We start from the raw sequence: 24,930 nt of genomic DNA on the forward strand, positions 1-24,930 counted from the left end.
CGGTAGACACAGGGGATTTAAAATCCCCCGCCCACAAAGCGTGCCAGTTCGAGTCTGGCCTCGGGCACCATTCTTAACTTAAAGAATGGTGCAATAAAATTCCCAGCCTAGCGCTGGTTTTTTTATGTCTAAAATTTAATAAGCATAAAAAAGCCCCGTAATTTACAGGGCTATTGTTTTACCATTCACGGTTTGAGACCAATTCTTCCATCTCAAGGTCCATATAACCGTACTCTTGCGCCACCATCATCATGGCTTCAGCAATATAATCCGCAGCCGTATCATCTAAACTTGAATCTAGATCTTCAAACTGTGGTTTCATCTTATTCAGCTCAATCACCGTCGCTTGTGCAAAGTGATAGATTTCTGCTTCAGATAAGTTGCCTTTAGCAATTTTTTTGGCAAACTGTTCAACGAGTTGCTTCACTTCAGCAACGAGAATATCGGGATAATATTCATCATCAAACATTGGGAGAAGTAAATCTGTAAACATACAGCTCTCTAAACTAAATGCATTAAAGCGAGCCTATATAACATAATTTAACCAATTCACCAAATTTACAGCCCATTAAACTCCGCCTTGCATAGCTTGCCAAACTTTAAGTGCATCGGCTGTCGCTTTAACATCATGCGCACGTACCATACATGCACCTTGCTGTACACTCAATAAATGCCCTGCCACAGAACCAATCGCACGTTGCTGTGCCTCTGCTCCACCTAATGCTGCACCAATAAAACGTTTACGAGATAACGCTGATAGCATTGGATAACCAAGCTGATTAAGCTGATATAACTCATTTAATAACTGTAAATTTTGCTTGGCATTTTTAGCAAAGCCGAAGCCCGGATCAATCATAATGTGTTCAGGCTTTACGCCTGCATCTAGCGCATCTTGTACACGTTCAGATAACTCACGCATGACATCTTGCGTGACATCTGTATATTGATCAAGATTGTTCATGGTGGTTGGTTCACCACGCATATGCATAATAATCACAGGGATATTTAAGGCAGCTGCAGTTTGTAACGCCTGTGGACGGGTTAAAGCACGTACATCATTCCAAATATGCGCCCCTGCAGCGACTGCGGCCTGCATTACTTTAGGCTCTGAGGTATCAATTGAAATTGCGACAGGATACTGTGCTAAAGCTTCAACCACAGGCACAACACGCTGTAGCTCTTCTTCTACACTCACCGCGGCTGCACCTGGACGGGTAGATTCACCACCAATATCAATCACTGTAGCACCTTCGGCCATCATAGCCAAAGCATGCGCAACAGCAGCATCTTTACTATTATGCTGCCCACCATCACTAAAAGAGTCTGGCGTTACGTTTAAAATACCCATGACATGAGGGCGAGACAGGTCAAGTTGTAGCTGACCACATTGCCAAATACGTTGCGGTAAAGGCATAAGCTGCATATCAATCTCCTTATTACAAATTATATTTTAACAGCCCCAATAAAAAAGAGCCTCAATTGAGGCTCTTTTTATTAGCTACTGCTACTTGGTAGCGGCGGCGGTGTGGTTGCTGCCTCTACAGGCGTCACATCCAACACAGGGTTATCAGCAACATACACTTTTGGTGGCTGTGGCTCTCGACCTTCCATGATGTCACGGATTTGGTCACGATCAATGGTTTCCCACTCCATCAGCGCTTTCACCATCGCATGGGCAATATCTTTGTTATTTTCTAAGATATCACGGGCAACTTTATACTGTTCATCTAAGATACGACGGATTTCACGGTCAATCTCAAGCTGAGTGGTTTCCGAAATAGTACGGCTACCAATACTCCCCATGAAAGATTGCTGTGAATCATCTTCATAGACCATAACGCCCATCTTGTCAGACATACCATATTTGGTCACCATGGCACGCGCCATTTTGGTAGCACGCTCAAAGTCATTTGATGCGCCGGTCGACATTTGGTTAATGAACACTTCTTCGGCAATACGACCACCAAACAAGATTGACAGTTCATTTAACATTTTGTCTTTGTAATGGCTGGTTTGGTCATGCTCTGGTAACTGCCAAGTCACACCCAAGGCCCAACCACGCGGCATAATTGTTACTTTATGCACAGGGTCAGTACCCGGTAGCATTTCCGCAACAATCGCATGTCCTGCTTCATGGTAAGCGGTTGCACGACGTTCTTCTTCACGAATCACCATCGACTTACGCTCAGGTCCCATATACAGCTTGTCTTTGGCATCTTCAAAGTCATGCATATCGACAGTGTTCTTGTTACGACGTGCAGCAAACAAAGCCGCTTCGTTAACAAGGTTTGCCAATTGCGCACCAGAAAATCCCGGTGTACCGCGTGCTAAGACTTTTACATCAACACCAGTGGTCGAAGGTAATTTACGTAAATGTACATTTAAGATTTGCTCACGACCTTTAATGTCAGGTAAGCCCACCATCACTTGACGGTCAAAACGACCTGGACGTAGTAAGGCTTTATCCAGTACATCAGCACGGTTAGTTGCAGCAATGACGATAATACCTTCATTGCCTTCAAAACCGTCCATCTCAACCAACATTTGGTTCAGCGTTTGCTCACGTTCATCGTTACCGCCGCCCGTACCTGAACCACGGTGACGACCTACAGCGTCAATCTCATCAATAAAAATGATACATGGCGCATGGCGTTTGGCTTGTTCGAACATGTCACGTACACGTGATGCACCTACACCCACAAACATTTCGACGAAGTCAGAACCTGAAATACTAAAGAACGGAACTTTCGCCTCACCTGCAATCGCTTTAGCAAGCAAAGTTTTACCCGTACCCGGAGGACCAACCATCAACACGCCTTTTGGAATGGTTGCACCAAGACGTTTAAATTTCGAAGGGTCTTTTAAGAAATCTACGATTTCAACCACTTCTTGTTTTGCTTCGTCACAGCCTGCAACATCGGTAAAGGTCACTTTAATTTGGTCTTCGGTCAGCATTTTTGCTTTCGATTTACCAAAACTCATTGGACCATTTTTACCGCCTGCACCACCACCCATGTTGCGCATAAAGAACATGAATAACAAAATGATTAAAAGTACAGGGAAACTTGCAATGAGAAGTTGCATCAATAAACCTTGACGCTGAGGTGCAGTACCTTCAACGACAACATTTTTCTCAATCAGGCTTGGCATCAGTTCAGGATCTTGAACCGCTGGGCGAATGGTCTCAAATTGAGTGCCATTGGTCTTTTCGCCACTAATTCTTTCGCCATCAATTGTCACTTGCTTAATTTGGCCAGCATCCACCGCAGTAACAAACTCTGAATAGTTCATTGCTGTTGGCTTATCACTGCTACTGATGTTACTGAAAATCAGAATCAGTACGCCAAGTATCACCAGCCACAATACGGCATTCTTGAAGAGATCGCTCAAAGCTTTATTCCCATATCAATCTAATTTGATCATGCCCGAGGTGGGTGTGATCCTAAAGTTTTCGCTGAAGATCAGCTATCAAAGTTGAAAAAGTACAAAATGCACAATTTTTAACGGCTTGGCAAGTAGACTTTGTTTATTTAACTGCTTTCTTACGCCCTTGCCCCAATAAGAAAACTTCTTTTGAGCGTGCGCGTGATGCCGCAGGTTTAGCCGTTTTTAACACATCAAAGTTATTCACGACCTCTTTACGAAACTCATCAAAACCTGTGCCTTGGAATACTTTGACTAAAAACTGTCCCTTAGGACCCAGTACTTTAGTGGCAAAGTCAAGTGCCAACTCACATAGATAAATCTGACGCGGTTGATCAACAGCTTTATTCCCTGATGTATTGGGGGCCATATCGGAAATTACAACATCCACTTGACGACCATCTAGAATTTCAAGCAATTTATCAAACACTTCTTGTTCACGAAAATCGCCTTGTAAGAAGGTCACGTCAGGTAATGCGTCCATTGGTAAAATATCAGAGGCAATCATTAAACCTTTGCTACCGACCAATTTACCCGCAATTTGTGACCAACTGCCTGGTGCCGCGCCTAAATCGACCACGGTCATGCCTGGTTTGATCATTTTATATTTTTCTTGAATTTCAAGAAGTTTATAGGCTGCCCGAGCACGATAACCATCCTTATGTGCTTTTTTAACAAAAGGATCATCTAAATGCTCTCGCATCCAGTCACGACTACTTTTGGATAATTTTTGGTTCGTAATGCGCGTCGCCATAACTCTCTAAATACAAAAAACTTCTAATATTTAAGTGTACGTGAAAAACACAGTTTTTGCAGTATCCAAGTGTATCTAAATTGCCAAGCAATGCAGATTTTTTCTATGAACAAGATCGATTATTTGCACAGTTTTTACAGCGTTTAAGCTTGCAATTTGCTATACTAAGCCGTTTTTAAAATTAGGTTATATTTCATGGCGGCTTTATCTATTCAGGAACGTAAGCGTTTACGTCAAATTGGTCACGCACTTAACCCAGTGGTGATGCTTGGCGGTCAAGGTTTAACTGAGAATGTCATTGAAGAGACTAACCGTGCTTTAAATGATCACGAGCTCATTAAAGTGAAAATTGTGGCAGAAGATCGTGAAGCGCGTGCAGCGTTAATTGAAGAAATTGCGCAAGCAACAGATGCTCAAATTGTACAAACCATTGGTAAAATTGTATTGCTTTATAAAAAAGCTGCAAAACAAAACCAAAAGCTATCTAACCTTGTGCGTCACGCACATTTGTCTAACTAATACTAGACAATGGCAAGTTACGAACTCAGTGCCTTTGAGCGTCGTTTTGAAGCGATCTCAATTGTAGGTGCGATTGAGAGTTTAAGCCCATATACCTTAAATGTGGGCTTTTGGGTACGTGATCCAAATCAATGGATCATTTGGCCTAAAGCGTTAGCCGATCAAGCACGTCAAGATTTTCTTTGGCAAGACACTTGCTTTGAGATTTTTATTGGCATTAAAGGCGAAGATGAATATCGTGAGATTAATCTCTCGCCGAGTGAAGCTTGGCAAGTCTATCAATTTGAAGAATATCGTTATCCTGAGGATATGCCACCGCAAGCGGCACACGATATTGAACTGAATAGCTTAAAACGCACGCACTATGGTTTAAATGTCAGTCTAGACTTAACTGAATTTATGCTTAAACATAAATTAAAATGGTCAGATCTTTTTATTGGTTTAACTGCGGTGCTCAATACCACACAAGGCCAACAGCTCTATGCGATGCAACATAGCGCTGCACAAGCAGATTTTCACAATAAACGTGATTGGTTGCATATATTTTAAAAAGTGAGCTTAACGCTCACTTTTTTTTATGGCTTAAGCATTTGGCTTAGTTTGATCTTTAGCTTCAGGTTTAGCCGCTTTATTTAAGGCTTCTAAGGTATGTTCTTTAGAGCGTTTAAAGGTTTCTGTCAGCTGTTCTTTATGTTTGAGTGAGATTTCACTGACATCTTGTTTGAGCTCTTTACCCAATTTAGATAAGTCTTCTAATACTGCATTAAATTCTGCTTTGACAAAAGCACTAATTTCAGACAAATCGGCTGTTTTAAGGCCTTTTAAGTTTTCTAGACGCTGTAATAAGTCTTGTTTAAGTTGACCAATTTTTTCTTGTACACCCACGTTTTTTTCTGGCGCTTGATTATCTTTTGATGACTCAGCTTCAACCTTAGTATTAACTGCCGATGCTTCTGTCACTGCTTGTTTAACCTCAGCAGCTTTCTCTTGCACCTTCTCTTGTACTTGCTCTACTTTTGGGGCAACTTTAGCCTGTGCTTGTTCAACTTTAGCAGCTACTTTTTCTTTTACCTCAGCTGCTTTTTCAACCACTTTTTCTTTTACCTCAGCTACCTTGGCTTGTGGCTTGTCTGCTGCTTCTTTAACTGGGGTTTTAGTCTCTAGGGTTTTGTTTTGTTCAGTCATTTGTTGTTCCTGTTTTTGTTTATACTGTCATCAGCTTAATCGATATTGATAAAATTTAAGTTTTGATTTGTTAGACAATTCTAAAATGCTTACATTTTTTTGCGTATGGTCAACAAACAGACTTTTACGCAAAAATCAAGGAATTTATCTTACATATTCAAGTCAAACTAAATGGACTTCATCTCGTTTAGAGCGTATAATGCCGTGTTAAGTTCAAGCGAGCAGACAGAGGGAGGATAGGTTTAAAAAATAACCTTCCTTTTTTTTCGTCTTCTCGCTTTTTTACAGCCTAAATTTCAGGAGCTTTGGTTTGAGCACTCCCGCCATTTTAGCCCTTGCCGACGGTACGATCTTTAAAGGAACGTCTATCGGTGCATCGGGTAGTACGACTGGTGAAGTCGTTTTCAATACTGCCATGACTGGCTATCAAGAAATTTTGACTGACCCAAGTTATGCACAGCAACTTGTAACTTTAACTTACCCACATATTGGTAATACGGGTTGCAACGAAGAAGACGCTGAGTCAGGTCGCATTCATAAAGTATGGGCCAACGGTTTAATTATCCGTGACCTTCCTTTATTGCATAGCAACTTCCGTGCCGAACAATCACTAGGTGATTACTTAAAAGCACACAATGTCGTTGCTATTGCCGATATCGACACTCGACGATTAACACGTATCTTACGTGATAAAGGCGCGCAAAACGGCTGTATCTTAGCTGGCGAAAATATTACAGAAGAACAAGCATTAGAAAAAGCACGTAGCTTTGGCGGTTTAAATGGTTTAGATCTTGCTAAAGAATGTTGTGATCCGAATGGCTTCGAATGGACTGAAGGCTCTTGGACATTAGGCAAAGGCTTTTCTCAACCTGAACTTAAATTCCATGTTGTTGCATACGATTACGGTGTCAAAACCAACATCCTACGTATGCTAGCAGACCGCGGTTGTAAATTAACTGTTGTGCCTGCGCAAACTCCTGCTGCTGATGTCCTTGCATTAAATCCAGATGGCGTGTTCTTATCAAACGGCCCTGGCGATCCAGCTGCATGTGATTACGCAATTGAAGCTGTAAAAACCATTGTAGAAGACGCTCGTAACGTACCTGTATTTGGTATTTGCTTGGGTCACCAAATTCTAGCACTTGCTAGTGGCGCTAAAACTGTGAAAATGCCGCATGGCCATCACGGTGCCAACCATCCTGTACAGAACATCGAAACGGGTACAGTGATGATTACTTCGCAAAACCATGGCTTCGCGGTAGATGCAGAAACTTTACCTGCAAACCTAAAAGCAACGCACAAATCACTGTTCGACCAAACCCTGCAAGGGATTCATCGTACAGACAAGCCTGCGTTCAGCTTCCAAGGTCACCCTGAAGCAAGCCCTGGTCCACATGACTGCGCACCATTGTTCGATCATTTCATCGAACTTATCGAAGCATCTAAGAAGTAATTAAGGAAGCATCATGGCTAAACGTACAGACATTAAAAGCATCTTAATTCTAGGTGCGGGTCCAATTGTGATTGGTCAGGCGTGTGAGTTCGATTACTCAGGCGCACAAGCATGTAAAGCACTTCGTGAAGAAGGCTACCGTGTTATTTTGGTGAACTCTAACCCAGCGACCATTATGACTGACCCTGCAATGGCAGATGCAACGTATATCGAACCGATTACGTGGCAGACTGTTGCAGCGATCATTGAGAAAGAACGCCCAGATGCAGTTCTTCCAACAATGGGTGGTCAAACTGCATTGAACTGTGCCCTTGCCCTTGATGAGCACGGCATTTTAGAAAAATACAATGTTGAATTGATCGGCGCGACCAAAGAAGCAATCGAAAAAGCTGAAGACCGCAAACTCTTCGACGAAGCGATGCGTAAAATTGGTCTTGAATGTCCAAAGGCTGACATCGCTGAGTCAATGGAAGAAGCTTTAGAAATTCAAGCGCGCTTCGGTTTCCCTGTGATCATTCGTCCATCATTCACAATGGGTGGTTCAGGTGGCGGTATCGCGTATAACAAAGAAGAATTCATTGAAATCTGTGAACGCGGTTTCGATCTTTCTCCAACCAAACAGTTATTGATTGATGAATCTTTAATTGGTTGGAAAGAGTACGAAATGGAAGTTGTTCGTGACAAAAACGACAACTGTATCATCGTATGTACCATCGAAAACTTCGACCCAATGGGCGTACACACAGGTGACTCAATCACTGTTGCACCTGCGCAAACATTGACAGACAAAGAATTCCAACTTTTACGTAATGCATCTTTAGCTGTACTGCGTGAAATTGGTGTAGAAACAGGCGGCTCTAACGTTCAGTTCGGTATTTGCCCGAAAACTGGTCGTATGGTCGTGATCGAGATGAACCCGCGTGTTTCTCGTTCTTCTGCCCTAGCATCTAAAGCAACTGGTTTCCCAATTGCGAAAATTGCAGCGAAATTGGCTGTAGGTTACACGCTTGATGAGTTGAAAAATGACATCACTGGCGGTACAACACCTGCATCATTCGAACCTGCAATTGACTACGTTGTTACCAAGATTCCTCGTTTCAACTTCGAGAAATTCGCTCAAGCTGACGCAACGCTTACAACTCAGATGAAATCTGTCGGTGAAGTGATGGCGATTGGTCGTAACTTCCAAGAGTCTATGCAAAAAGCGCTTCGTGGTCTTGAAGTGGGTGCTTGCGGCTTTGACGAAAAAATCGAAGTGGGCACTGAAGGCGCGCGTGAGAAAATCTTACAAGAGCTTAAAGTTCCAGGTCCTGAGCGTATTTGGTACGTGGGCGATGCATTCCGTCACGGTTTCACCCTAGACGAAGTATTTGCTGCGACAAATATCGACCGTTGGTTCTTGATCCAAATCGAAGACATCATCAAAACTGAAAACCAAATCAAAACTTTAGGTTTTGGTGATTTGAATGCGGACAACATCCGTTCATTCAAACGTAAAGGTTTATCAGATCTTCGCATTGCGAACTTGATGGGCATTTCACAAAAACAATTCCGTAAACACCGTTGGAACTTGGGCGTAACGCCAGTTTACAAACGTGTCGATACATGTGCGGCAGAATTCGAATCTGATACAGCGTACATGTACTCAACTTACGATGAAGAATGTGAAGCGAACCCGTCTGCAAAAGACAAGATCATGGTGATCGGTGGTGGTCCTAACCGTATTGGTCAAGGTATCGAGTTCGATTACTGCTGTGTACACGCGGCGCTTGCAATGCGTGAAGACGGCTACGAAACCATCATGGTGAACTGTAACCCTGAAACGGTTTCTACCGACTACGACACATCAGATCGTTTGTACTTCGAACCAATTACACTTGAAGACGTGTTAGAAATCGTACGTATCGAGAAGCCTAAAGGCATCATCGTGCAGTACGGTGGTCAAACGCCGCTTAAATTGGCTCGTGCTTTAGAAGAAGCAGGTGCACCAATCATCGGTACATCTCCTGACGCAATTGACCGTGCAGAAGACCGTGAACGTTTCCAACAAATGATTCAACGTCTACAACTTCGTCAACCAAACAACAGCATCGTAAAATCTGCTGAAGAAGGTATGGCTGAAGCTGCGAAAGTTGGCTACCCACTTGTGGTACGTCCATCTTACGTTCTTGGTGGTCGTGCGATGGAAATCGTGTACAACGACGAAGAATTAAAACGCTACTTACGTGATGCGGTTCAAGCATCTAACGAAGCGCCTGTTCTTCTTGACCGCTTCTTAGATGACGCGATTGAAGTTGACGTTGACTGTGTATCTGACGGTAAAGACGTGGTGATCGGCGGTATCATGCAGCACATCGAACAAGCAGGTATTCACTCAGGTGACTCAGCATGTTCTATTCCGCCTTATTCTCTATCTCAAGAGATTCAAGATGAAATGCGTCGTCAAACTGTTGCAATGGCAAAAGAGCTTGGCGTAATCGGTTTGATGAACGTTCAGTTTGCGGTTAAAGGCAACGACGTTTACATCTTAGAAGTGAACCCACGCGCATCACGTACTGTGCCGTTTGTTTCTAAATGTATCGGTGAATCTTTAGCGAAAGTGGCTGCACGTTGTATGGCAGGTCAATCTCTAGAATCTCAAGGCTTCACTTCAGAGATCATCCCTGAGCACTTCTCTGTAAAAGAAGCAGTGTTCCCATTCAACAAGTTCCCTGGCGTTGACCCAATTCTTGGACCTGAGATGAAATCTACAGGTGAAGTGATGGGTGTTGGTAAAACATTTGGTGAAGCGTTCTATAAAGCCGTTCTTGGTGCAAACGAACGTTTACCAGGTTTACCGACTGAAGGCGAAATCAAACATGCTTTCATCTCTGTTCGTGACTCAGACAAGCCACGCGCAGCAGGTATTGCGAAGCAATTGATTGACCTAGGCTTCAAGATTCTTGCAACTGATGGTACATTTAAAGTACTTAGCGATGCGGGTCTTGAATGTGAACGCGTGAATAAAGTCACTGAAGGTCGTCCTAACATTGTGGACCGTATCAAAAACGGCGAAATCCACCTTGTGATTAATACGACTGAAGGTAAAAAGGCTCAAGAGGATTCATTCTCAATCCGTCGTTCAGCGCTTCAAGGTAAGGTGTATAACACAACAACCTTGAATGGTGCAGACGCAGTATGCCAAGCTTTAGCCATTAAATTACCAATGGACGTATACCGTTTACAAGACCTAACCAAAGGTTAATTTATTTCCCGAGAAGTCCCGCTGCCTCTTGGTGGCGGGGCTTTTTTATTTTTTAGACCGGTATTTTTTATACTTAATTTTGAGGGACAACTATGCAACGTTATCCTATGACTCCTGAAGGCAAAGTTGCCTTAGAGAAAGAATTACATCAGCTAAAAAGTGTTGAACGTCCGCGTATCATTGCAGCCATTGCTGAAGCGCGTGAACACGGCGATTTAAAAGAAAATGCAGAATACCATGCAGCGCGTGAGCAACAAGGTTTCTGTGAAGGTCGTATTCAAGACATCGAAGGTAAACTTGGTGCTTGCCAAGTGATTGATGTTAAAACACTTGAGCAAAATGGTCGCGTGGTTTTTGGTGTTACAGTGACGATTGAAAACTTAGACACCGAAGAGCAAAAGACCTATAAGATTGTAGGTGATGACGAAGCAGACTTTAAGATCAATAAGATCTCAGTAAACTCGCCAATCGCGCGTGGTTTATTAGGTAAAAATGAAGGCGATGATGTAAAAATCGTAACGCCACAAGGCGAAGTAGAATACGAGATTTCTAAAGTTGAATATCTTTAATTTCTAAAGCCTGTTGCTGCACAAAGCCCCTCTATTGAGGGGTTTTTTAGTATTCTACTTTGGTCAATCTCCCCATACCCCTCTTTTCCAAAGAGGAGCTTAATTACGTTATAATTGTGTGACCTCATCAACCTCTTTTTCTTATGTCTGAAAAGCTGATCAACTCTCCTGTTAACCATTGGTGCGAGTTCGAATTTATTTCTAAAACGGTAAAAAATCCGAATATCCATATCAAAGGCAATTATAGTTATTACTCAGCCTATTGGGATCAAGGTTTTGAGCGTTGTGTCGTGCGTTATTTACATGATAAGCCATCTAGCCCCGAACGCCCGATTGATCAGCTCTATATTGGCAACTTCGTCTGTTTTGGCGCGGAATGTGTAATTATGATGGGTGGCAACCAATTACACCGTACTGATTGGATTTCGGCTTTTCCGTTTGATACCCGTAGTTTTGTACCTGCTGGCGATACCGTCATTGGCGATGGTTGTTGGATTGGTAGTCGTGCCATGATTATGCAAGGTGTAACGCTGGGTGAAGGTGCTGTGGTTGCTACAGGTGCTATTGTGACTAAAGATGTGCCACCTTATGCTGTAGTGGGTGGCGTACCTGCGAAAATTATTAAATATCGCTTTCCTGAAGAAGAGATCAAAAAACTGCTTGCCCTTAAAATTTATGATTTAGATGAAAAGCAGTTTTTAAAAATGCGTGAACAGTTGCAGACGGATAATACTAAAGAAATAGAAATAATTATAAAAAAAAATATATAATGACATAATTTCTATAGTAAAATTTAATAAATTATGCATTCCTGCTTAGAAAAAAAACTATTCGATACATTTGGCACAGCTCGGATTTTCGAAAAACGAGTCAAGAAGTATGCTCTGTTAACTAAGCTTCTCAGTTTTTTGGGTCTAGCCATACCAACTATAATTGGCTTGGTATATTTAGCTATAGGGACCATAAGTAATGATCTCAAATCGTTGGCATTGATTTTAGGGGCAATTCAAATACTATGTTTTCTATGGTCAATTATTGATAAGTGGGACGATAAACACCACTATTCTATTAAGGCTCTTCAACGTCAAGATGAATTATTTACCGAACTTGATAATCTTGCTCAGCAGGATGAAAATTTTCAAGATGTATTCAATAGATTATTGGAAAAAGATAAACGGTATAAGCAAGAAGATATTTCACAATCTATATCCGATGAAGAAATACGCTATGGTACGAGAAAAGCACTTTATAGATTCCAGCTTCAATGCAAAATTTGCAATGAGATCCCACAAACTGAAAAGCCAGCCAAAGACAAAAAGTGTGATAGTTGTGCTAATTTTTAAGGATATGTAATGAATAATGTAGAAACAATTTTAAAAGCTATCCAGCAACTACCCCGTCAAGATCAAGCTAGAATTTCAAAGATGTTAAATATAGTGCATCAAGATATACATACAAGATCAAACCCTCAAGCATTAGATCTTGGACCATTTCGAAGAGGTAGATGCCCTCATTGTGGAAAATAATCCTTTTCTCTTGAAATTCAAACCTAATGTAATAAAAACCACTCTAGTTGAGTGGTTTTTTTAGAAAACATAGATGATGAATAAATATAGGCCTCTTTACCCTAAATCTTCCCCATTAGAAGAATTCCCAACTCTCTTTAATAATTTTACTGGTTCATCTTTTTTATATGTAATGTCTTAATTCTTGGATAAATTTCTTAAATGCTAAAACCGCACCACATTGCAAGCGATCTACATAATTAGTGAGCTGTTCGCCTAAACGCTGACGCCCCCAAAGATCACCCTGCCAAGCTGTAAAATCATGTTCAAAATTATCGCGTTGCCAATTTAATTGTTCAGACATATTGTTATAAATAAAAAACAAAACATGATTTTAACTGAGATCACCTACTACAACCTACAAGATCTTGCTAAGTTAGAGGCTCCTGTCTAAAAGGATAAAGACGATGCATAAACTTCTATTCACTACTGTGTTATGTAGTTTAAGTCTTGCAAGCTTTGCTGGCAGTCGTATGCCACAACCTGCTTCAGTCGCAACTGTACATGTAGAAATTGCCAAAGGCTTTAGCACTATACAATGCCAGCAATATCCAACCCAGCAACAAAAACTTGATGAACTGCATAAACAACTCAAATCTGCCAATATCATGACCTATAACGCACGCATCACTGATGATGGTCGTATGTATCCTGCGGTGTGTGGTGGTCAAATGGGGCATTTGGCGATATTTAAAATTGCCGAAAAAGATTTAAAAAGTGCGCAACAACTAGGCTTTGTCCGCTCTCCAATACACTAAACACCTGCACCTTCGGGTGCTTTTTTAAGGCTGGGTATCGAAAAACTATGTTGATTTTAAAGCTCAACTTGACTGCTTTTATTCACTTTTTCTAGGTGGATAATGCTGCAATTGACCAAGTTTATCCCTATGAATTTACTTGGTTTTATTCTATTTAATTTTCAGTTAAGATCAATAAACAAACAAAGCAACTATAAGGAAAATAACATGACCTATCAACATATTCTTGTCCCTATCGATGGTTCAGATACCTCATTGGCTGCAGTCGATAAAGCGGCTGAGTTTGCCAAAGCGTTTAATGCCAAAATTACTGTGGTACAAGTGATGGCGCTTGATCCTTATATCGCTGCTGAATATATTTCTGCCGCGCAAACCAATGACATGATTGAACGGGCGCGTCGTGCCATTTTAGATGATTTAGCAACAGCAAAAACTAAATTTGCTGAATTAGGGGTAGAAGTTGAAACCAAACTATTAGAGGGTCAAGTGGTGCACCGTGAATTGGTACAAGCAGCACAAGATTTAGCTGCTGACTTAATTATTATAGGTTCACATGGTCGTACTGGGCTTAAAAAATTGTTCTTAGGTAGCGTGGCGCAAAATGTATTAAATGATGTGCAAATTCCAGTATTGGTAGTACGCCATCCTCAATAGGCTTTGCTTTCCTCAACAGCACTTCCCACAGCAAGCTGTGGGAAGTTTTAAAACTGCCAAGCATAATGTTTTAAATTAACCCGATTATTTTCAACGACAATTCCCTCTTGTGTTAATAACTCGCACTGAAGGTTTTGTCCTTGCGCTGATGATTGCGTGCGAATCTTACCGCTATGATTCACCACCCGATGCCATGGAATCTCACTACTTGCATCTAAATGTTTAAGCACATAACCTACCAAACGCGCATGTTTGGCTAAACCAGCAAGACGTGCAACTTGCCCATAACTCGCAACTTTTCCATAAGGGATTTGTGCGACCACAGTTAAAATAAGGGGCGCAAGTTCATTGTGAATTGGCATTTGTTCTCCATAAAAAAACAGCCACTACAGTGACTGTTTTATCGTTGCTTAGAAGTTTTCTGGACTCTCGAGGCGTTTAACTTCTTGTACTTTTTCAGGGTTATGCACTGCAGCAACGCCATCTTCGGCGCGTGTGTCAATCAAACGATCTGCCTTATAAATGGTGATCACTTCATTGCCATTCACATCTTCACCCACCACATATTGAAAGCCTTTACGATTCATTTTATGGCACATGCGTTGGTACCAACCTTTAAACCCTGTTTTTTCTTCATTCGGATTATAATAAAAGGCATTCATCACCGCAGGTAAGCCCAAACCACACACCAAACCCGACAACAGCACCGCAATAAAGGTATAGCCAATCAGGATACTGCTATATTCTGTTAGTTCTGGGATATTTGCGACCGCCAAAATTAAAGCCAAAGAAATACCACCTCGTACACCACCCCAAGATAAAATGGTTAAACTGCCGTTATAGCTTTTTTTACGAAAACTCGGGAAAAAGGCAAAAGATAAATAATTGGCTGCAAAACGTGAAACATGCAAAATAATAAAGGCCACAATACCACCTAAAATTAAGCTAAAGCTTAAATCTAAGATAAACAGTTCTAAGCCAATTAAGGTAAACAAGAATGAATTAATAATGCCTTCGACAGTATGCCAAAAATGATTCACTTCACGAATTTCACGCTCTTGTAAAATCTCTTTCCATTTATTACCAACAATCAAGCCTCCAATCACACAAGCAATCGGTGCTGAAGCATGAGCAAATAAGGCCACTAAATAAGAACCACAGGCCAACAATGCTGTGGTCAGAATCAAAGATTCCATTTCATGTTTACCACGCAGTAAACGCAAAATACCATGCCCAAAGGCTGCGCCAATGACTACAGCCACAATAATTTCATACAGCAGGGTTTCTAACACCCCCAGCACGGTAAAATGTTCCCCTTGTAATACATTGAGTAAGGTCATAAACACGGCAATACACATCGCATCATTAAACAGGGATTCGCCCTCTAGCTTTACCATTAAATGATGCGGTGCGCGTACTGAACTGAGCACGCCTTTAATCCCAATCGGGTCAGTCGCACCTAGGGCTGCACCAAGCAACAGCAACACCAATAAATCGACGTGTTTACCGATTAAGAATTGATAGCCGTAAAGCGCAATACCAAAGAACACGGCGCACAGCACCAAGGCAATACTGGCTAAAATGCCGATTGGTTTCCAATGGCTACGTAAATCAGAGACTTTAAACTTTAAGGCCGAAGAGGTTAGAATAAAACAAATCACACCATTAATTAAAAAGTCATAAAAATCAATGTGACGCACTGCTGCTTCAATATTATGTAAATTAATGACAATAAACGGATTGCCATTTAATAGACTCGCGGCCCATTGCAAAATAAATACGAAAATTGCCGACACAATCGGCACACCAATCGCTTGCGGAAAACCCAACACCCTTTTATTAAATATAGTGGTGGCAATTGAGAGTGCAAAAATAACCGTAAATACTTGTAGAAAAAAATAATTTCCCATTTGCCTTCCATACCTAAGCTTGAGTTTGGCTGTAGCAGCGCAGTTCAACCATTTCTCAAGAAAATACCCAGTGAATATGTATTTATTCACATGATCAGTCTACTCCGTTTTACATACATTGCTGTGCAGTAATCAGAGTTTTTTTAGGGCATTTGCCCTACACTGATGCGCTATTTTTCTGCCGCTTAAGTGTTTGCTTTGTTAGAGGTCAAACTGTGCCCATGATTAAACGGCTATGTATCGCCAAACTTATTTGGTCACAGCTGGCGTATGGTCATATCTTCGAGATGTTGCTTACCGTAATCGACACATGGGCAAAACTGCTAAATTTCGCTAAAGTCCTGCATAAATTTAGCAGTTTCATGAACATTGCCCTATAAGGCTGACATACAGCATTTTTGGCATAGGCTTGTTGAATATCTTTAAAATGTATATCGGCAACCAAATTTTACTGCATTCCTGTCGTTTCTTAAGCACCTAGGTGCAGGTTTAGATTGGCTGATTAAAGGTATCGCACTGATTGATTTGCCCACCTTTAAAACCAATATCAAACCACGTCATACGCTGGGCACTGGTGCCATGCGTGAAACTGTCTGGCACTGCATAGCCTTGTGCTTTCTTTTGTAAATAATCATCGCCAATCTTATGTGCAGCATCCATCGCTTCAGCAATATCACCTTGCTCTAAAAATTGGGTGCGTTGATGGTTATGATGTGCCCAGACACCCGCCAAACAATCAGCTTGTAGTTCTTGGCGTACCGATAAAGCATTGCCTTGGGCTTTAGATGCTTGGCTACGCGCTTGTTGCACTTGGCTAGAAATGCCTAAAATGGTTTGAATATGATGCCCAACTTCATGAGCCACCACATAAGCTTGTGCAAAATCGCCTGCTTGATCTTGACGCGATAATTGGGTGGCATTTTGTTCACCTGTAATGCCCATTTGAGTACGCATATCTTTAAAGAATGCGGTATCAATATAAACTTTTTGATCAGCTGGACAATAAAATGGCCCCATGGCTGATTGTGCCGCACCACAACCTGAATTCACTGCACCACTAAAAATGACTAATTTAGGTGGAATATATTGCTGACCAAGTTGCTGTTGAAAGACTTGGCTCCACGTATCTTCGGTATCTGCCAACACCACGCTGACAAACTCTATCGCTTCTTGCTGTTCTGGGGTGGGATTATCTAAACCCACAGCTTGACTACTTTGCCCTTGCGTGACTTGTTTGGTGGTTTGATAGGCTTGCTGCGGATCAACACCAAAGAATTTCCATGCCACAAATGCCACCACCAAACCCAATACGCTAATCCCGCCAGCTTTGGCAGCACTACCACCACGACGATCTTCTACATTCGTACTGCTACGACGCCCTTTCCACTGCATAGTTTGTTATCCTTATTCAATGTTTTGCTTATTGTAGCGGGCTTTAATGGCTTTGCGCACGCGGCCAAATTCTTTGAATACCTTTTACAACGCCAAGTACAATAAAACCTGCAATGATCCCAATCACAAAATTAATCAGTGTCGGGGTTAATGCCCCAATAATCGTACCAAAGGTCGGAATATGCTCAATATGATCGACTGCATCTTCGGTTAAATGATGTAGTAAAGGAATCGCATGATTGATAATTCCACCACCCACTAAAAACATCGCCAACGTGCCCACAATGGTGAGCGTTTTCATTAAAATTGGTGCGAATGCCAATAAACCACGCCCGACTTTTTGTTGAAATGCGGAAGCTTTTTCGGTCAGATATAAGCCCATATCATCAATTTTCACAATCAATGCCACTAAACCATACACGCCAATGGTCATTGCAATTGCAATAACCGCCAAGACACTGACCTTGGTGGCAAAAGCCGCAGTCGCAACTGTGCCTAAAGAAATCACAATGATTTCGGCAGATAAAATAAAGTCTGTGCGAATTGCACCTTTGACTTTATCTTTTTCCATGCTGCGTAATTCATTTTCGGTATATTCAAGCTCAACCGTGGCCTCTTCTAAGGTTTTGGCTTTTTTATGCTGCATGCTATGTAAAACTTTCTCTACGCCCTCATAACATAGAAATAAACCGCCTAGCATAAGTAACGGATTAATCAGCCACGGGGCTAACACACTAATGGCTAAAGCTAAAGGTACTAAAATCAGCTTATTGACAAAAGAGCCTTTTGCCACAGCCCAAACCACAGGCAATTCACGGTCAGCACGCACCCCACTGACTTGCTGTGCATTTAAGGCCAAATCATCCCCCAATACACCAGCGGTTTTTTTGGCAGCCATCTTACTCATAACCGCCACGTCATCCATAATCGTGGCAATATCATCCAGCAATAACAGTAAGCTACTCATGATGTTTATTCTCGCTTTTATTTTTCTTGAGTTTAAAACCAGTATTTTAAAAACTCTGTACAGCATTTATTAAGCACGAGCTGACACAACTAAAACTTATGCCGTACAATGTGCGCATTCATCGTCATATTGATGTCGTATAACGACTTGGAAGAAAGCATGACTACTCCAGATAACCGTCCAGTGATCTTAACGGGTGACCGTCCAACAGGACAATTACATTTAGGACATTTTGTTGGTTCACTACGTTCACGCGTAGGTTTACAAGATTCGCATCATCAGCACCTGTTATTGGCTGATGCACAAGCGTTAACCGATAATGCCGACAACTTTGCAAAAGTGCGCAATAACATTATTCAAGTGGCAACCGATTACCTTGCCGTCGGCATTGACCCCACTAAGACCACAATTTGCGTACAATCAAGCTTACCTGCGCTGAATGAACTGACCATGTTGTATTTAAACTTTGTCACTGTGTCACGTTTAGAGCGCAACCCAACCATCAAATCTGAAATTCAGATGCGTGGTTTTGAACGCGATATTCCTGCAGGCTTTTTATGCTATCCAGTGGCACAAGCAGCTGATATTACGGCATTTAAAGCAACTGTCGTACCTGTCGGTGAAGATCAAATTCCAATGATCGAACAAACCAACGAAGTGGTTCGCCGTTTAAATCGCCAAGTGGGCTATGATTTATTGCCTGAATGTAAAGCGCTACTCTCTAATGTTGGTCGCTTACCCGGCTTTGACGGCAAAGCAAAAATGTCTAAATCATTGGGTAACACAATCGTGTTAGATGCCACAGATAAAGACATCAAAAAAGCCGTTAATGCGATGTACACAGACCCGAATCATTTACGTATTGAAGATCCTGGTCAAGTCGAAGGTAACGTGGTGTTTACTTATCTGGATGCCTTTGATCCAAATAAAGAAGAACTTGAAGAGCTAAAAGCCCATTATCGCCGTGGTGGTTTAGGTGATGGTACGGTGAAAAAACGTCTTGAAACGATCTTAAAAGAATTGATTGGCCCAATTCGTGAGCGTCGTATCGAACTTGCCAAAGATCCTGATTACATTATGGATGTACTTAAACACGGTACAGATAAATGTCGTGACATTACGCAACAAACTTTAGATGAAGTAAAAACTGCACTGGGTGTATTCCGTTTTTAATTATTGTTAAAAATGAAGCCCTTCCCTATGGAGGGGCTTTTTTTATGGGCTCAATAGGAATAAATTTATCTTCACAATTTAGCCTTACTATTCACATTATGCTGTAGATCTTAACCTAACATGACACTTTATTACCTGAATGCTGCTGAAACTTCTGCCGCAAGCGCCTACTATAACCCTATAGCGAACAGGTTAATAAGACTCTCCTCTGTGACCTTTCAGTTACCCCTGAAGCTGTTAATACAACAGATTCGTTTTTCTGCGTAATGAATACCCCAATCATTACGCATTTTTTTAGCCAAAAATTGCCCCTTACGAGGCAATTTAAGCAACATATTAAGTTAAAGCAATCGCTGGATCGACTAAACCTTTATCTCGTAATACAGACAGCATGGTTGAACCTAGCTCCGCTGGACTACGTGTATAGGCCATGCCTGCGCGTTCAAAAGCGGCAAACTTCTCTTCTGCTGTGCCTTTACCACCCGAGATAATTGCACCTGCATGCCCCATGCGTTTACCTTTAGGTGCAGTGACACCTGCAATATAACCGACTACAGGTTTAGTGACATTAGATTGAATATATTCAGCCGCTTCTTCTTCCGCTGTACCACCAATTTCACCAATCATAATAATCGCTTCAGTTTGCGGATCATTTTCAAACAATTTTAAACAGTCAATTTGGTTCATACCCGGAATTGGATCACCACCAATCCCAATACAGGTAGACTGCCCTAAACCTAATTTCGTGGTTTGGGAAACCGCTTCATAGGTTAATGTGCCTGAACGCGAGATAATGCCGATTTTACCTTTTTGATGAATATGTCCCGGCATAATGCCAATTTTACATTCACCTGGGGTAATAATTCCCGGACAGTTTGGGCCAATTAAACGCGCATTGTTGCCATAGGTTTCTAAATAGCGTTTGGCTTTGAGCATATCTAAAGTTGGTACGCCTTCGGTAATCACTACAATCAGCTCTAAGCCGGCATCAATTGATTCAATAATAGAATCAAGTACAAAAGGTGCAGGAACATAAATAGACGTGGCATTCGCACCGGTTTCTTGCACAGCTTCGCGAACGGTATTAAATACCGGACGATCTAAATGACGTTGCCCACCTTTACCCGGAGTAACCCCACCCACCACTTTGGTGCCATAGGCAATCGATTGTTCCGAATGGAAAGTCCCATTTTTACCGGTAAAGCCTTGTACAATGACTTGGGTATTTTTATTGACTAATACGCTCATTATTTTTCTCCTTATGCTTGTACTGCAGCAACAACTTTTTGTGCTGCATCGGCTAAACCTTGCGCTGAAATGAGTTTTAAACCTGAGTCATCTAATAACTTGGCGCCTAATTCGGCATTATTACCCTCTAAACGCACTACCACCGGAATAGTCACATCAACTTCACGCACTGCAGCAATAATCGCTTCTGCAATCATGTCACAACGAACAATACCGCCAAAAATATTAATTAGCACTGCTTGTACTGAGGTATCAGCAAGAATAATTTTAAAGGCTTCTATCACGCGTTCTTTGGTCGCGCCGCCGCCGACATCAAGGAAATTGGCTGGTTGCCCACCATACAGTTTAATAATGTCCATAGTAGCCATAGCAAGGCCTGCACCATTGACCATACAACCAATATTGCCCTCTAAGGCAACGTAGTTAAGATCATGTTCTGAGGCACGTAATTCACGCTCATTTTCTTGCGATTTATCACGTAGCGCAGCAATCTCTGGCAATCGGTATAAAGCATTAGAATCAATACCAACTTTGGCATCGACACATAAAATTTCACCATTTTCACGTATTGAGAGTGGATTAATCTCAAATAAAGCAAAATCATTTTCAACAAAGGCTTGATAAGCAGAGGTCATGATTTTGACAAATTGATTGATTTGTTCATTTTTCAGATTTAAGGCAAAACCCACCTCACGCGCTTGAAATGGCTGTAAGCCCACTAAAGGATCTACTTCGACTTTAATAATTTTTTCAGGCGTTTCTTCTGCGACTTTTTCAATTTCAACACCACCTTCAGTGGAAGCCATAAAAGTGATACGGCGACTCGAACGATCCACCACTGCACCTAAATACAGTTCACGTTCTACCGGATACACATCTTCACAGACTAAAATTTGATGGACAGGTTGACCTAAACTATCAGTTTGATAGGTCACTAAACGAGTACCCAATAAATTCTTAGCGTAGTCAGCAGCTTCATCACTCGATTTTACCACTTTGACGCCACCAGCTTTACCGCGACCACCGGCATGTACTTGGGCTTTCATGACTGCAAATTTACCACCGAGTTGTTTAAAAGCCTCGCGTGCTGCTTGTTCAGTCTCGACCACAATGCCTTGTTGTACTGGCATACCATATTTTTTTAATAACGTTTTAGCTTGATACTCGTGTAAGTTCATGCAACAACCTTTGATTTATTGATCTTATATTGTGGCTTTATAGGGCAAACATCCGTCGAACTGTCTATAAAGCATTTTTTACAGTCTTATTTTTAGATGATAAATCATCCAAACACAACCTTTTGACATAAAAAAAGAGCAGCCTAAGCTGCCCTTCTTTCTTATAACCTTAAAAAAGATTATTTACGTTTACGCTGAATCGCGTGAATCGCACGGCCATCCACCGCTAAAGCTGCTTCATGCACAACTTCAGAGAATGTTGGGTGACCAAATGTCATCAATTGAAGATCTTCAACTGATGATACAAACTCAAGCGCAATCATACCTTGGTGAACGATGTCAGATGCAGCAGGTCCAATCACATGCATACCCAGTAAACGATCTGTTTTCGCATCAGCAACAAACTTCACGAAACCAGCGTTTTCGCCTGCCGCCATAGCACGACCGTTGGCAGCAAAACCGAATTGACCCGTCTTCACTTCATGGCCTTTATCGATCGCTTGCTGTTCTGTTAAACCTACCCACGCCGCTTCTGGGTGTGTGTAAATGACAGAAATGATGGTGTCGTAGTTCACTTGTGCAGCGTGACCGTGAATACGTTCAACTGCCATTACGCCTTCTTCCATTGCTTTATGTGCAAGCATTGGACCACGTACTAAGTCACCAATTGCGTATACGCCGTCTACAGACGTTGCACACCAATCGTTCACTTCAACTAAACCACGTTCAGTGAGTTTAATACCACAATCTTCAGCTAATAAGCCTTCAGCATAGGCACGACGACCTACACAAACGATCAACTTGTCGAAAGTTTGAGTTTTGTCTTCGCCGCCTTGCGTGTACTTCACAGTCACTTCGCGACCATTGATTTCTGTGCCAGCAACTTTCGCGCCTACACGGATATCAAGACCTTGCTTGGTCAATACTTTTTGGTAGTCTTTTGCCAATGCTTTATCAGCCATTGGTAAGAATGCATCCATTGCTTCAAATACAACAACTTCTGCACCCAAACGACGCCATACTGAACCAAGCTCAAGACCAATTACGCCCGCACCGATGACGCCTAAACGCTTCGGTACTTCTTGGAATTCAAGTGCGCCAGTTGAATCAACAATAATGTCTTGATCAACAGGAGCAACTGGAATATTTACTGGTACAGAACCTGTCGCAAGAATCACGTATTTTGGTTCTAAAATTTGAGTTTCGCCTTCGTGAGATACGAACTCAACTTTTTTACCTGCAAGTAATTTACCTGTACCTTTTAACCATTCAATACCGTTACCTTTAAGTAGGCCGTCGATACCTTTAGTCAATTGGTTGACAATTTTGTCTTTACGCGCAAGAAGCTTTGTAAGATCAAACTTCACTTCACCTGTAGTAATACCGTGGTCATCTAAGTGATGAACGGTATCTTCATAACGGTGAGATGAGTCAAGCAATGCTTTTGATGGGATACAACCCACGTTTAAGCATGTACCACCTAAAGATGGTTCGCCTTTATGAATACGTTTTTCGATACATGCAACTTTAAAACCAAGTTGCGCCGCACGAATTGCAGCTTCGTAGCCACCTGGGCCACCACCGATTACAACTAAATCGAATTGAGACATTTTTATCTCCAAAGAATCCCCCTAAATCCCCCTTATACAAAGTGGGATGCCCCCTTTTGACAAAGAGGGCTTCGGCAAGATTTTAAATTTATAAATTAAAGATCAAGAATGAGACGAGCTGGTTCTTCTAACAATTCTTTGATTGTTACTAAGAAACCTACCGCTTCTTTACCATCGATTAAACGGTGGTCATAAGAAAGCGCTAAGTACATCATCGGTAAGATTTCTACTTGACCATTTACAGCCATTGGGCGTTCTTGGATTTTATGCATACCCAAGATTGCTGTTTGTGGTGTATTTAAAATTGGTGTAGAAAGAAGTGAACCGAATGTACCACCGTTAGTAATGGTAAACGTACCGCCAGTCATGTCTTCGATGCCAAGTTTACCGTCACGCGCTTTGTAAGCATATTCACGGATACCATTTTCAACTTCAGCATAGTTCATGCGGTCTGTATCACGAAGTACAGGAACCACTAGACCACGTTCAGAAGATACCGCTACACCGATGTCGTAGAAACCGTGATAAACGATGTCATTGCCATCAATTGAAGCATTTACCGCTGGGTAGCGTTTAAGTGCTTCAGTTGCTGCTTTAACAAAGAATGACATAAAGCCAAGACGCGCACCGTGACGCTTCTCAAATGCGTCTTTATATTGCGCACGCATTTCCATGATTGGCTTCATGTTCACTTCGTTAAACGTAGTGAGCATTGCAGTTTCTTGCGTAGCCGCAAGAAGACGTTCAGCTACACGCTTACGAAGACGTGTCATTGGAACACGTTTTTCGATACGCTCACCTACAGCAACACTTAAAGGTGCAGCAGCAGGCGCAGCTGGTTTCGCTTGATGGTTAGCAACGTCTTCTTTAGTAATACGACCGCCACGGCCAGTGCCTGCAACGTCAGCAGCATTTACGCCAGTTTCAGTTAAGGCTTTACGTACAGCAGGTGCTTGATCTTGCACTTGAGCACGTTCAACGATTGGTGCATTACCCGCTTCAGTATTCGCAGCAGCTTGTTCTACTTTCTCTTCTGATTGAACTGCTTGAGTTTGCGCTGCGCCAGATACTGCACCTTCTTCAAACTGAGCAATCACTTCAGATGAAAGGACTGTGTCACCTTCATTTTTAATGATTTGTGCAATCGTACCGTCGGCAGGAGCCACAACTTCTAATACAACTTTGTCAGTTTCAATATCACAGATCACTTCATCACGTGATACTGCTTCACCTGGTTGTTTGTGCCAAGTTGCGATTGTGCCGTCTGCAACTGATTCTGGGAATACAGGTGCTTTAATTTCGGTTGCCATGATTTTAGAATCTCCTGA

At 41.9% G+C, this 24,930-nt stretch carries 24 protein-coding genes and 1 pseudogene; 11 read left to right on the top strand and 14 right to left on the bottom strand.

The annotated features are described in order from the left end of the window. Positions 1–178: 178 nt before the first annotated feature. The 4 genes from CYK47_RS12530 to rlmE all read right to left on the bottom strand — a co-directional run bounded on the left by CYK47_RS12530 (position 179) and on the right by rlmE (position 4,177). Positions 179–493 (bottom strand): DUF5713 family protein, encoded by a 315-nt coding sequence (locus CYK47_RS12530; protein WP_122902188.1) that lies wholly within the window; start codon positions 491–493, stop codon positions 179–181. 75 nt (positions 494–568) lie between these two features. After that, entirely contained in the window at positions 569–1,423 is an 855-nt protein-coding gene (gene folP / locus CYK47_RS12535; protein WP_122902189.1) for a dihydropteroate synthase, read from the bottom strand. A gap of 71 nt (positions 1,424–1,494) precedes the next feature. Continuing rightward, the gene (gene ftsH, locus CYK47_RS12540) at positions 1,495–3,390 is read right to left on the bottom strand and encodes an ATP-dependent zinc metalloprotease FtsH (protein WP_122902190.1); all 1,896 of its coding nucleotides are present in this window, start codon (positions 3,388–3,390) and stop codon (positions 1,495–1,497) included. A 136-nt stretch (positions 3,391–3,526) separates the two neighbouring features. Beyond that, positions 3,527–4,177 (bottom strand): 23S rRNA (uridine(2552)-2'-O)-methyltransferase RlmE, encoded by a 651-nt coding sequence (rlmE, locus tag CYK47_RS12545; protein ID WP_122902191.1) that lies wholly within the window; start codon positions 4,175–4,177, stop codon positions 3,527–3,529. Between the two features lie 195 nt (positions 4,178–4,372). On the opposite strand from rlmE, the gene yhbY reads away from it, so the two are divergent. Together yhbY and CYK47_RS12555 are read left to right on the top strand one after the other, a co-directional pair. After that, positions 4,373–4,696, top strand: a complete 324-nt coding sequence (yhbY, locus tag CYK47_RS12550; RefSeq protein WP_122902192.1) for a ribosome assembly RNA-binding protein YhbY — start codon at positions 4,373–4,375, stop codon at positions 4,694–4,696. 9 nt (positions 4,697–4,705) lie between these two features. Beyond that, a complete protein-coding gene (locus CYK47_RS12555) occupies positions 4,706–5,245 on the top strand; it encodes a DOMON-like domain-containing protein (RefSeq protein WP_122902193.1) in 540 nt (179 codons plus the stop codon). A 33-nt stretch (positions 5,246–5,278) separates the two neighbouring features. Here CYK47_RS12555 and CYK47_RS12560 read toward each other — a convergent pair whose 3' ends face one another. Next, positions 5,279–5,881, bottom strand: coding sequence for a hypothetical protein (locus tag CYK47_RS12560; RefSeq protein ID WP_122902194.1), 603 nt, complete (start codon positions 5,879–5,881; stop codon positions 5,279–5,281). Positions 5,882–6,191: 310 nt separating this feature from the next. Between CYK47_RS12560 and carA the strand changes: the two genes are divergently transcribed. The 6 genes from carA to CYK47_RS15500 all read left to right on the top strand — a co-directional run bounded on the left by carA (position 6,192) and on the right by CYK47_RS15500 (position 12,673). Continuing rightward, positions 6,192–7,334, top strand: a complete 1,143-nt coding sequence (carA, locus tag CYK47_RS12565) for a glutamine-hydrolyzing carbamoyl-phosphate synthase small subunit (RefSeq protein ID WP_122902195.1) — start codon at positions 6,192–6,194, stop codon at positions 7,332–7,334. A 13-nt stretch (positions 7,335–7,347) separates the two neighbouring features. Next, the gene (gene carB, locus CYK47_RS12570) at positions 7,348–10,578 is read left to right on the top strand and encodes a carbamoyl-phosphate synthase large subunit (protein WP_122902196.1); all 3,231 of its coding nucleotides are present in this window, start codon (positions 7,348–7,350) and stop codon (positions 10,576–10,578) included. A 92-nt stretch (positions 10,579–10,670) separates the two neighbouring features. Further along, entirely contained in the window at positions 10,671–11,147 is a 477-nt protein-coding gene (gene greA / locus CYK47_RS12575) for a transcription elongation factor GreA (protein ID WP_122902197.1), read from the top strand. A 143-nt stretch (positions 11,148–11,290) separates the two neighbouring features. Then, the gene (locus tag CYK47_RS12580) at positions 11,291–11,917 is read left to right on the top strand and encodes a CatB-related O-acetyltransferase (protein WP_122902198.1); all 627 of its coding nucleotides are present in this window, start codon (positions 11,291–11,293) and stop codon (positions 11,915–11,917) included. Between the two features lie 33 nt (positions 11,918–11,950). After that, on the top strand, positions 11,951–12,490 hold the full coding sequence (locus tag CYK47_RS12585; RefSeq protein ID WP_122902199.1) for a mobilome CxxCx(11)CxxC protein: 540 nt from the start codon (positions 11,951–11,953) through the stop codon (positions 12,488–12,490). A 9-nt stretch (positions 12,491–12,499) separates the two neighbouring features. Beyond that, on the top strand, positions 12,500–12,673 hold the full coding sequence (locus tag CYK47_RS15500; RefSeq protein WP_164709197.1) for a hypothetical protein: 174 nt from the start codon (positions 12,500–12,502) through the stop codon (positions 12,671–12,673). Positions 12,674–12,875: 202 nt separating this feature from the next. On the opposite strand, the pseudogene CYK47_RS12590 reads toward CYK47_RS15500, so the two are convergent. After that, positions 12,876–13,016: pseudogene (locus CYK47_RS12590) on the bottom strand (P-loop NTPase fold protein); the annotation flags it as partial. Positions 13,017–13,119: 103 nt separating this feature from the next. On the opposite strand from CYK47_RS12590, the gene CYK47_RS12595 reads away from it, so the two are divergent. Then, positions 13,120–13,470 (top strand): hypothetical protein, encoded by a 351-nt coding sequence (locus tag CYK47_RS12595; protein WP_122902201.1) that lies wholly within the window; start codon positions 13,120–13,122, stop codon positions 13,468–13,470. 207 nt (positions 13,471–13,677) lie between these two features. Next, the gene (locus CYK47_RS12600) at positions 13,678–14,124 is read left to right on the top strand and encodes a universal stress protein (RefSeq protein WP_122902202.1); all 447 of its coding nucleotides are present in this window, start codon (positions 13,678–13,680) and stop codon (positions 14,122–14,124) included. A 47-nt stretch (positions 14,125–14,171) separates the two neighbouring features. Here CYK47_RS12600 and CYK47_RS12605 read toward each other — a convergent pair whose 3' ends face one another. From CYK47_RS12605 to CYK47_RS12620, 4 genes are all read right to left on the bottom strand, one after another. After that, positions 14,172–14,486 (bottom strand): MGMT family protein, encoded by a 315-nt coding sequence (locus tag CYK47_RS12605; protein ID WP_122902203.1) that lies wholly within the window; start codon positions 14,484–14,486, stop codon positions 14,172–14,174. A 48-nt stretch (positions 14,487–14,534) separates the two neighbouring features. Further along, positions 14,535–16,034 (bottom strand): cation:proton antiporter, encoded by a 1,500-nt coding sequence (locus tag CYK47_RS12610; protein ID WP_122902204.1) that lies wholly within the window; start codon positions 16,032–16,034, stop codon positions 14,535–14,537. A 489-nt stretch (positions 16,035–16,523) separates the two neighbouring features. Then, positions 16,524–17,426, bottom strand: a complete 903-nt coding sequence (gene ypfJ, locus CYK47_RS12615; RefSeq protein ID WP_122902205.1) for a KPN_02809 family neutral zinc metallopeptidase — start codon at positions 17,424–17,426, stop codon at positions 16,524–16,526. 43 nt (positions 17,427–17,469) lie between these two features. Continuing rightward, positions 17,470–18,396, bottom strand: a complete 927-nt coding sequence (locus CYK47_RS12620; protein WP_122902216.1) for a DUF808 domain-containing protein — start codon at positions 18,394–18,396, stop codon at positions 17,470–17,472. Positions 18,397–18,552: 156 nt separating this feature from the next. Here CYK47_RS12620 and trpS point away from each other — a divergent pair, with 156 nt between their 5' ends. Then, complete coding sequence (gene trpS, locus CYK47_RS12625) at positions 18,553–19,566, top strand: tryptophan--tRNA ligase (RefSeq protein ID WP_122902206.1); 1,014 nt, start codon at positions 18,553–18,555, stop codon at positions 19,564–19,566. A gap of 336 nt (positions 19,567–19,902) precedes the next feature. On the opposite strand, the gene sucD is transcribed toward trpS, so the two are convergent. From sucD to odhB, 4 genes are all read right to left on the bottom strand, one after another. After that, positions 19,903–20,814 (bottom strand): succinate--CoA ligase subunit alpha, encoded by a 912-nt coding sequence (gene sucD, locus CYK47_RS12630; protein WP_122902207.1) that lies wholly within the window; start codon positions 20,812–20,814, stop codon positions 19,903–19,905. Between the two features lie 11 nt (positions 20,815–20,825). Next, the gene (gene sucC, locus CYK47_RS12635) at positions 20,826–21,992 is read right to left on the bottom strand and encodes an ADP-forming succinate--CoA ligase subunit beta (protein ID WP_122902208.1); all 1,167 of its coding nucleotides are present in this window, start codon (positions 21,990–21,992) and stop codon (positions 20,826–20,828) included. Positions 21,993–22,171: 179 nt separating this feature from the next. Further along, positions 22,172–23,602: a dihydrolipoyl dehydrogenase gene (lpdA, locus tag CYK47_RS12640; RefSeq protein WP_122902209.1), complete on the bottom strand. Its 1,431-nt coding sequence runs from the start codon at positions 23,600–23,602 to the stop codon at positions 22,172–22,174. 95 nt (positions 23,603–23,697) lie between these two features. Continuing rightward, entirely contained in the window at positions 23,698–24,912 is a 1,215-nt protein-coding gene (odhB, locus tag CYK47_RS12645; protein WP_122902210.1) for a 2-oxoglutarate dehydrogenase complex dihydrolipoyllysine-residue succinyltransferase, read from the bottom strand. Positions 24,913–24,930: the final 18 nt, after the last annotated feature.

This window comes from Acinetobacter sp. B51(2017) (genome assembly GCF_003711395.1).
Lineage (GTDB): Bacteria > Pseudomonadota > Gammaproteobacteria > Pseudomonadales > Moraxellaceae > Acinetobacter.

Bases quoted from the DNA above. Each gene is read 5' to 3' on its own strand.
- odhB (WP_122902210.1), bottom strand. From the start codon at position 24,912: ATGGCAACCGAAATTAAAGCACCTGTATTCCCAGAATCAGTTGCAGAC.
- yhbY (WP_122902192.1), top strand. From the start codon at position 4,373: ATGGCGGCTTTATCTATTCAGGAACGTAAGCGTTTACGTCAAATTGGT.
- CYK47_RS12530 (WP_122902188.1), bottom strand. From the start codon at position 493: ATGTTTACAGATTTACTTCTCCCAATGTTTGATGATGAATATTATCCC.
- CYK47_RS12555 (WP_122902193.1), top strand. From the start codon at position 4,706: ATGGCAAGTTACGAACTCAGTGCCTTTGAGCGTCGTTTTGAAGCGATC.
- sucC (WP_122902208.1), bottom strand. From the start codon at position 21,992: ATGAACTTACACGAGTATCAAGCTAAAACGTTATTAAAAAAATATGGT.
- sucD (WP_122902207.1), bottom strand. From the start codon at position 20,814: ATGAGCGTATTAGTCAATAAAAATACCCAAGTCATTGTACAAGGCTTT.
- CYK47_RS12610 (WP_122902204.1), bottom strand. From the start codon at position 16,034: ATGGGAAATTATTTTTTTCTACAAGTATTTACGGTTATTTTTGCACTC.
- CYK47_RS12600 (WP_122902202.1), top strand. From the start codon at position 13,678: ATGACCTATCAACATATTCTTGTCCCTATCGATGGTTCAGATACCTCA.
- CYK47_RS12560 (WP_122902194.1), bottom strand. From the start codon at position 5,881: ATGACTGAACAAAACAAAACCCTAGAGACTAAAACCCCAGTTAAAGAA.
- carB (WP_122902196.1), top strand. From the start codon at position 7,348: ATGGCTAAACGTACAGACATTAAAAGCATCTTAATTCTAGGTGCGGGT.
- folP (WP_122902189.1), bottom strand. From the start codon at position 1,423: ATGCAGCTTATGCCTTTACCGCAACGTATTTGGCAATGTGGTCAGCTA.
- CYK47_RS12580 (WP_122902198.1), top strand. From the start codon at position 11,291: ATGTCTGAAAAGCTGATCAACTCTCCTGTTAACCATTGGTGCGAGTTC.
- trpS (WP_122902206.1), top strand. From the start codon at position 18,553: ATGACTACTCCAGATAACCGTCCAGTGATCTTAACGGGTGACCGTCCA.
- lpdA (WP_122902209.1), bottom strand. From the start codon at position 23,602: ATGTCTCAATTCGATTTAGTTGTAATCGGTGGTGGCCCAGGTGGCTAC.
- ypfJ (WP_122902205.1), bottom strand. From the start codon at position 17,426: ATGCAGTGGAAAGGGCGTCGTAGCAGTACGAATGTAGAAGATCGTCGT.
- CYK47_RS15500 (WP_164709197.1), top strand. From the start codon at position 12,500: ATGAATAATGTAGAAACAATTTTAAAAGCTATCCAGCAACTACCCCGT.
- rlmE (WP_122902191.1), bottom strand. From the start codon at position 4,177: ATGGCGACGCGCATTACGAACCAAAAATTATCCAAAAGTAGTCGTGAC.
- CYK47_RS12595 (WP_122902201.1), top strand. From the start codon at position 13,120: ATGCATAAACTTCTATTCACTACTGTGTTATGTAGTTTAAGTCTTGCA.
- CYK47_RS12585 (WP_122902199.1), top strand. From the start codon at position 11,951: ATGCATTCCTGCTTAGAAAAAAAACTATTCGATACATTTGGCACAGCT.
- CYK47_RS12605 (WP_122902203.1), bottom strand. From the start codon at position 14,486: ATGCCAATTCACAATGAACTTGCGCCCCTTATTTTAACTGTGGTCGCA.
- greA (WP_122902197.1), top strand. From the start codon at position 10,671: ATGCAACGTTATCCTATGACTCCTGAAGGCAAAGTTGCCTTAGAGAAA.